The sequence below is a fragment of the Mesorhizobium waimense genome, assembly GCF_003601975.1.
GTDB lineage: Bacteria > Pseudomonadota > Alphaproteobacteria > Rhizobiales > Rhizobiaceae > Mesorhizobium > Mesorhizobium waimense.
This window is the reverse complement of record NZ_QZWZ01000030.1, coordinates 69,104-75,668: the sequence shown is the minus strand read 5'-3', so window position 1 is coordinate 75,668 and position 6,565 is coordinate 69,104. Positions and strand designations below refer to the sequence as shown.

At 58.1% G+C, this 6,565-nt stretch carries 4 protein-coding genes and 1 pseudogene; 1 reads left to right on the top strand and 4 read right to left on the bottom strand.

Features of this window, described 5'->3' with window-relative positions:
• Nucleotides 1–126: 126 nt before the first annotated feature.
• The 3 genes and pseudogenes from D3227_RS44440 to D3227_RS44430 form a co-directional block, all read right to left on the bottom strand.
• A pseudogene (locus D3227_RS44440) lies at nt 127–518 on the bottom strand (Tn3 family transposase); the annotation flags it as partial.
• A gap of 119 nt (nt 519–637) precedes the next feature.
• A complete protein-coding gene (locus tag D3227_RS44435) occupies nt 638–1,210 on the bottom strand; it encodes a hypothetical protein (protein ID WP_425374561.1) in 573 nt (190 codons plus the stop codon).
• Nucleotides 1,211–1,405: 195 nt separating this feature from the next.
• On the bottom strand, nt 1,406–1,966 hold the full coding sequence (locus D3227_RS44430; protein WP_425374560.1) for a DUF4158 domain-containing protein: 561 nt from the start codon (nt 1,964–1,966) through the stop codon (nt 1,406–1,408).
• Nucleotides 1,967–2,391: 425 nt separating this feature from the next.
• Here D3227_RS44430 and D3227_RS28590 point away from each other — a divergent pair, with 425 nt between their 5' ends.
• Nucleotides 2,392–5,199 carry a Ulp1 family isopeptidase gene (locus tag D3227_RS28590; RefSeq protein WP_120017587.1) on the top strand — a complete coding sequence of 936 codons (2,808 nt, stop codon included), beginning with the start codon at nt 2,392–2,394 and terminating at the stop codon, nt 5,197–5,199.
• Nucleotides 5,200–5,435: 236 nt separating this feature from the next.
• Here the strand turns inward: D3227_RS28590 and D3227_RS28585 are convergent, their stop codons facing one another.
• On the bottom strand, nt 5,436–6,305 hold the full coding sequence (locus D3227_RS28585; RefSeq protein ID WP_120017586.1) for an IS3 family transposase: 870 nt from the start codon (nt 6,303–6,305) through the stop codon (nt 5,436–5,438).
• Nucleotides 6,306–6,565: the final 260 nt, after the last annotated feature.

Here is a 6,565-nt window from a genome sequence, read left to right as displayed (position 1 = left end):
GGTAGCGCTTGGTCTTCTTGGCGATCTTGGCCATCCGGCCACGGCTCTGTTCGGTCCACATCCACAGCTTGAATCACAAACCAGCCTCCGCCGAAATCCCAATTTTCCGATTTTCCAAACGGCCTCTTAGCGATCGGAATCCTTCAGGCATTTGATGTTCCGCGTCCCAAGTGTAGATGCCGTCAGGTTGATGTGCTCCCAACTCAACGGCGAGATGTGCTTCAGCAGATGATCCGGAATCTCGCGACGTGCACTGCGCAAATGGGCAACCGCCCGCTCTATGTAAACTGTATTCCAATGCACGATCGCGCTGACGACGAGGTTCAAGCCTGATGCGCGAAACGCCTGGCTTTCGAACGACCGATCGCGGATTTCGCCCCGCTCATGCAAGAAAACGGCACGCTTGAGCTTGTGTGCCGCCTCGCCTTTGTTGAGACCGGCTTGGCAGCGTCGGCGCAATGCCGGACTGCTGAGTACCATTCGATCATGAAGAGGGACCGCTCGATGCGACCGAGTTCAATCGGTCGGAAGGATCGACTGCCGTCGACCCAGATGTCCGCTGATCGAAGCCTGTCTCTCAATGCCGCTAGTGTTGCAAGCTCGTAGAGGCGGCGATCAGGTCTTTCCTGCCCGAAGATCAGCTTCCGATCGGCTTGGCTGAGGTGGGTGGGACGGCCTCCGGCAATGTCCGACGCTTCTCCGAATGGAGCCGTTTCAACATCCCGACCGCGGCAAGAAGCGGGTCATAGCGGCGCGCCGAGCGGAACGTGAATGCCTGCAGGAAGACGCCGGCGTACTTATTGACGGTCGCATATTGTTCGGCTGCCACGGTCAGGGGTGATGCCTCGTTGACCTCGACCATCGACTCAAGTTCAGGCTTCATTCGGAGCAGCCGATGCCAACCAACTTCCTGATCAAGAACCTCCAATGCGTTCCGGCCATAATCGTTCGCGGATTGCAGGGCAGTGATCGTGTCGAGGAACATGCGCAGCGCCTTGGCGGTGTCCGTACGACCTTCCATATGCCGCTGCTTCTTGCGGCTGTTGGCTTGCGAGAACAGCCGACCCATGAGCTTGATGAACATCGTTACAGCGTCATCGGTGAGATTCTGGCCGAGCTTGATTGCTTGAGCCACGATCAGAGCGTGACGGCGACTTGCGTTGAAGTCGTTGGCAAGCCAAGCCGGCGTGGCGTTGCCTTCGCGGATCATCTGATCCCAACGTCCCGAAGATATGCGCGCTTGAAATTTCGGGTCGATCTCCAGCGTCCGCAGGAATGCAATCCTTCGGTCAGTCCGACCAGGTTGGATGCACCCGGCACTTCTGGCGCCGATCGCAGCCAATGAAAGCGCGTCTGCCCAATTGTCGGGTCAACCTCCAGAAGACGGTCGAGGTCTTGTAGACTATCAGACGAAATGCCCTTCGATCAGGGTCCTTTCCGCCTGCCGACGAGCAATAGCGCGAGCCGCGAGCCCCATCCGCTCGATAATGTTGGCCGCCGGGAGCAGCGAATTTCGATTGCGGAGCTCCGCCAGAATGGCACCAGCAATCGAAGTTCCGGCGTCTGTTGTTGAGGCCACCTCGATTTCCGACAGCAATGCGGCACGCCGATCTTCGGCTGCTGCGTTTCGCTTCTGCAGATAACCCAGGAGGTGAGCAATGTGATTGCTGCGGGTCTCCTCACGACGGGCATACAGCCTAAATTCGGTGGAGCTTGCGCCTACTTGCTCGGCAACATAGTCCAGCATCGCTTTCGGCGGAACCTCGTTAGCCAACAGTGGGCCGGGGTAGCGCATCAAGCAGAGTTGGATCGCGAAGCCGAGCTGATTGTGTTCGCGCCGCCGTAGCTGGATTTCCAGCAAATCGGCCGGTGAAAGAGAATAGTGGCGGATCAGACCGTCTTCATCGACCGGAATGTCGAATAGCGTCTTTCGCTCGTGTTCTTTGAGAAGCGCTCGTCGGGCCACTTTCCACTCCACTCCAGAACGGTAGTGGCCAAGCCTCTGTCCAAATCGGCCTAACGGTACAGAAGGCAAATGGCGTATCCACAGCGAACATCCGGGCGTTCACTCTTCGTTCGATCTTAGCGCAAGATTCTGCACAGCTCTTGTTCCGGCCCCACGTTGATCCGCACCCTCCCACTCGACGGCAAAAATCCGCTCGTTGATCCAGGACATTCGCCCCGCATTTCAGACTTGTTCGAAGCGGACTCGACCCGCACGGGTCAACGGTCTGTCTGGCGTAGAGGCTGCCGCTCAACGCACCCCACGGCAAAATCAAGAATGCGACAGGCTGACTTTTATAACCCGCGTCAGCCTCTCGAAAGGTAACACTAGTAGGGAGAGGACGAGGCTGCCTGCATTTGCAAACCGGCCCCAACCGGAGTTGGAATATGGACCGAATTCAGAACGGCAACCCATCCGGGCGATATTATGCTACGTACAATGCCACATTGCAAAAGCGGCCAAAGCAAGAGCAAGCAGCATTTGAGCAGCACTTGCGCGACGTGCCAAATGTCGATGCCGCAGTTGCCCACCCTAGCCAGATCCTTGATGTCTCTCAAGACCAGCGCATTGGAGTGAGGACTTGGCGCCCAAGGAAGGGCAATTCGCGGTCGCCATTAGAGCCGACGGCACAATTGCCCCTGCAAAGTTTCGCTGAGGAACAACCTTTGGGTAGTGCCGCGGATCGGGGCGATGAGTATGGCGCACCGGCGAAGAGGCAAAGGACACTAAACAATCCGCAGGCCGCCACCTCGCTGCTGCCCGCTATCAACGAAGCGCAGATCAGGCGGGAGCGAATGAACAACCCTGACGCGCCGAACAAAGATCTTGACGGCTTCAAGCGTCCTACCAATGCGACCCAGAATTCAACACTGGTTACCGTGGGTGGTGACAGCTTTGCTATTTATTCCAAGGATGCGTCCCTTATCGGGGTGCTGGAGTCAGAGTCAGCGCTCCGCAAGGGCAAGGTCGGGGAGGTCACCCTCAAACTCAATGTAAGTCCTCTTTTGCGCTTCGCTCGTTGGCTTGCTGTCAACGGAAAGCAGGGCCTTTCTACTCGCCTTGGCGAGACGTCGCTGAAACAGGATTTGAATCAGTACGAGGGATCGGGTGGTCCGTCCCTCGAAACGCCGCTGCGCCATCTCAAGACTGCGGAGGCCGGCGGCGTGCCAATTGTAGGTCGCTCTTCCCGGAATCCGCATTCCTGTGACGAACCCCTCATCAAACTGAACAACGCGACCCAGTCTGCAGCATTGGTTACCGTGGGTGGCAACAAACGTGCTCTTTATTCCGAAGATGCGTCCCTTATCGGGGTGCTGGAATCAGCGCTCCGCAAGGGCAAGGTCGCGGAGGGCACCTTCAAGGTCAATGTAAATCCTCTTTTGAACTTCGCTCGCTGGCTCGTTGCCAACGGAAAACACGGCTTTGCTACTCGCCTGGACGAGAGATCGCTGAACCAGGATCTGAAGCAGTACGAGGGATCGGGTGGTCCCTCCCTCAAAGTGCCCATGCATCATCTGAAGATTGCGGCGACCGGCTGCCGGCTGCCAATCGTAGGTCGCTTGCTCCGCAATCCCAATTCCCAGGACGAAGCCCTCATCAAACAGTACAATGCAACTCCCTCTGCGAAGAACGTCGACCAAGCTAAGGCAATGAGGTATACATCTGCTCTTAAACCTTTCAATGATTACCTAGACAAAAACGGTAAGATAGGCATTTCTGATCGCCTTAACCACAAGGCGCTGGATGATGATGTCAAGCTCTATCCAGATGATTACGCAATGATCCAACCCGCGCTGGTGCATCTGCGGAAATCGGGCATCGGAAAGTTGGGATCTGGGCGCCATATTGCCCCTGTTTTGCGTGACGATGCTCACTTTGTGGCAGCGCCCCCTGTCAGAGCTCGCTCCAACACGTTCGGGGGTCTTCAGTCTTTTGTTGATCTGAATGCGCCCACACCGTCCGACTTACGCGACGATGCTCACTTTGCGCCAGCGCCCCCTGTCAGGGCTCGCTCCAACACGTTCGGCGGTCTTCAGTCTTTTGTTGATCTGAATGCGTCCACACCGTCCGACTTACGCGACGATGCTCGCTTTGCGCCAGCGCCCCCTGTCAGGGCTCGCTCCAACACGTTCGGCGGTCTTCAGTCTTTTATTGATCTGAATGCGCCCACACCGTCCGACTTACGCGACGATGCTCATTCTGCACCGGTGCGTCCGCGCGGGCAGATGCTCCGCGAGTCGGAGTGGCAGCCCATGATGCAAGCGACAGGGTCCGCCGTCGCGGGGACGGGAGGGCCCGATGACTTTCGGCCCGTCCACCGCGGTCGACTTTCGCTGATGGGTGAAGCTGCGCCATCGCGACCGGCAAGAGCTCCCCAACCCGCCTCGCCTGTAATCCCTAGGCTGCCAGACACCTACCGTGGCCTTCCACTGGTTGATGTGACGACGCTAACGACCAGTTCCTCCAACACTCACATCGGGGCGCTCGATACGACAGCCTCGTCCAATGTCCCCAACGGGTCGGTGCTCGACGCCACCGAGTGGCTGAGCGACGCCCATATCCAGAAGGATTACCAATTGCTGGAGGAGCAGCTGCAGACAACCGATCCGACGCTCGCCGCCAGGACACGGCTGGTGGATCCGTCGGTCTCCCATCTACTGCGTCACATGGCGCCGCAAGACGCGCGCGACACATTGCAGTCCATCTATAATCAAAATGACGCGCCAGCCGACTTCCTGTTCCTTCCAGTGAACAATGGCACTCCTACTACCCCCGGCACCCATTGGTCGCTGCTGCTCGTTGATCGCCGCAAACCGGAAACGCGGTTGGCCTATCACTACGACTCCCTCCAGCGAGAGGGATACAACGACGTGCCTGCAAAACAGCTCGCAGGACTGCTGAACGCCACCTTGGCGCCAGCCCGCATGCCCCGACAGTCGAACGATTATGATTGCGGCGTCTTTGTGTTGGACGGCACGTGGGCGCTGGTTGGGCGATTGCTCGACGGGGAGCGGCCGGACCACGAGCCGCTGCACCTCGACAACCTCGTCGCCGATCGGCAGGCGCTGCAAGACCGACTGACGAGGCCATTGCCGCACGAGGAGCTGCCCCGGCAGCTGTTGGATCATGAACCCGCCTCCCCACCAATGGTGGCATTCGAGCCAGGGGAACTCCGGCGGCTGCTGGATGATTAACCCGCCTCCCCACCACGGAGCGCACTATTGGGCATGGGTACTTTAGGTCACCGTCGTCTTCGTGGATGATCTCGTCGACCTCGCCGAAGGACAGCATGGTGTCGCAAGCAAGGCCGGTAGCCGAGCATGTTGCGTGTTTCATTAAATCGCGGACACCGATTCCGGTAATTCGCGGAATCGCTGGAGTGCACCCCCAGATTGAGACAAGGAAAATCGCGGACAGCTCCCGTTTTAAGCTATGCAGCCTTTTCCATCTGTCGCCCGCGTGAATGCTTCTGTTCGTATTCCTCTGGAGTGAGATAGTCGAGCGCCGAATGCAGGCGCTGCGTGTTGTAAACGGTATCGATGAAAGCGCCGATGTGCCTGCGGGCATCATCTGCATCCCTATAAGCGAGACCCTGCACCTCTTCCTGTTTCAGGGTTTTCATGAAGCTCTCCGCCTTCGCATTGTCGTAAGGATTTCCGACCCGGCTCATGCTCGCCTGGATGCCGTGAAGATGCAGAAGTTCGGAGTAGGCCCCGCAAGCGTATTGAACTCCGCGGTCGGAATGAGGGACGAGGCATCCGGGTTCGGGCTGGCGATCAGCGATCGCCATCTCGAGAGCCTCGATGGCAAGGCTTGCTTTGAGATGCGTATTCAACGCCCATCCGACTACCTTGCGGCTGAACGCGTCAACGACAACAGCAAGGAAGGCAAACTCCTCAGCCAGATGCAGGAAGGTGATATCGGCAACCCATAGCTGGTTGACGCCATTGAGGATCATTCCCCTCGCGAGATTTTGCACGACTTGCCAACCATGCCTCGAGTTCGTCGTCAAAGGAACAAAGGGTCTTGCGCGCAGGCACAACAGATTGTCTTCACGCATGATCCGTAGAACGCATTTGTGATTGACTTGCCATCCCACCCGCCGCAGCAGGGCTCCAATCCGGCGGTAGCCGTAGTTCGTGTTGCCGAGAGCCAGCTTCTGAATGTGATCGCGCAAACCTGTCTCGGCCCGACGCGGGGCCGAATCCAGCCAGTGACGGTAATAACTCGCGCGGCTGACGCCAGCGAGCCAGCACATTCTATCGATGTTGAATTCGCCTTGCGACAGGCCGGTCGTCATCTTTTCGATGACTTTGAAGATCCCGTTTCGCCAGGAGCCCTGCTCCGATGATGATCTCCCTCGACGTGCCGCAAGGCTTCTCGAAAAAAATCGAGCTCAAGCTGCTGTTGCCGACCTTCTGCTCCAATTCCTGATCCGGCGCCTGGCCTTGGTCATGCCTTTTCCTGAGGCACCGGCACATCGACTGCGCTCTGCAGCTGCGCGGCCCCGTCAACTCCTGCTATCGATCTGGCCGGCCGGCCGCGCCGACCTGGCTTTAG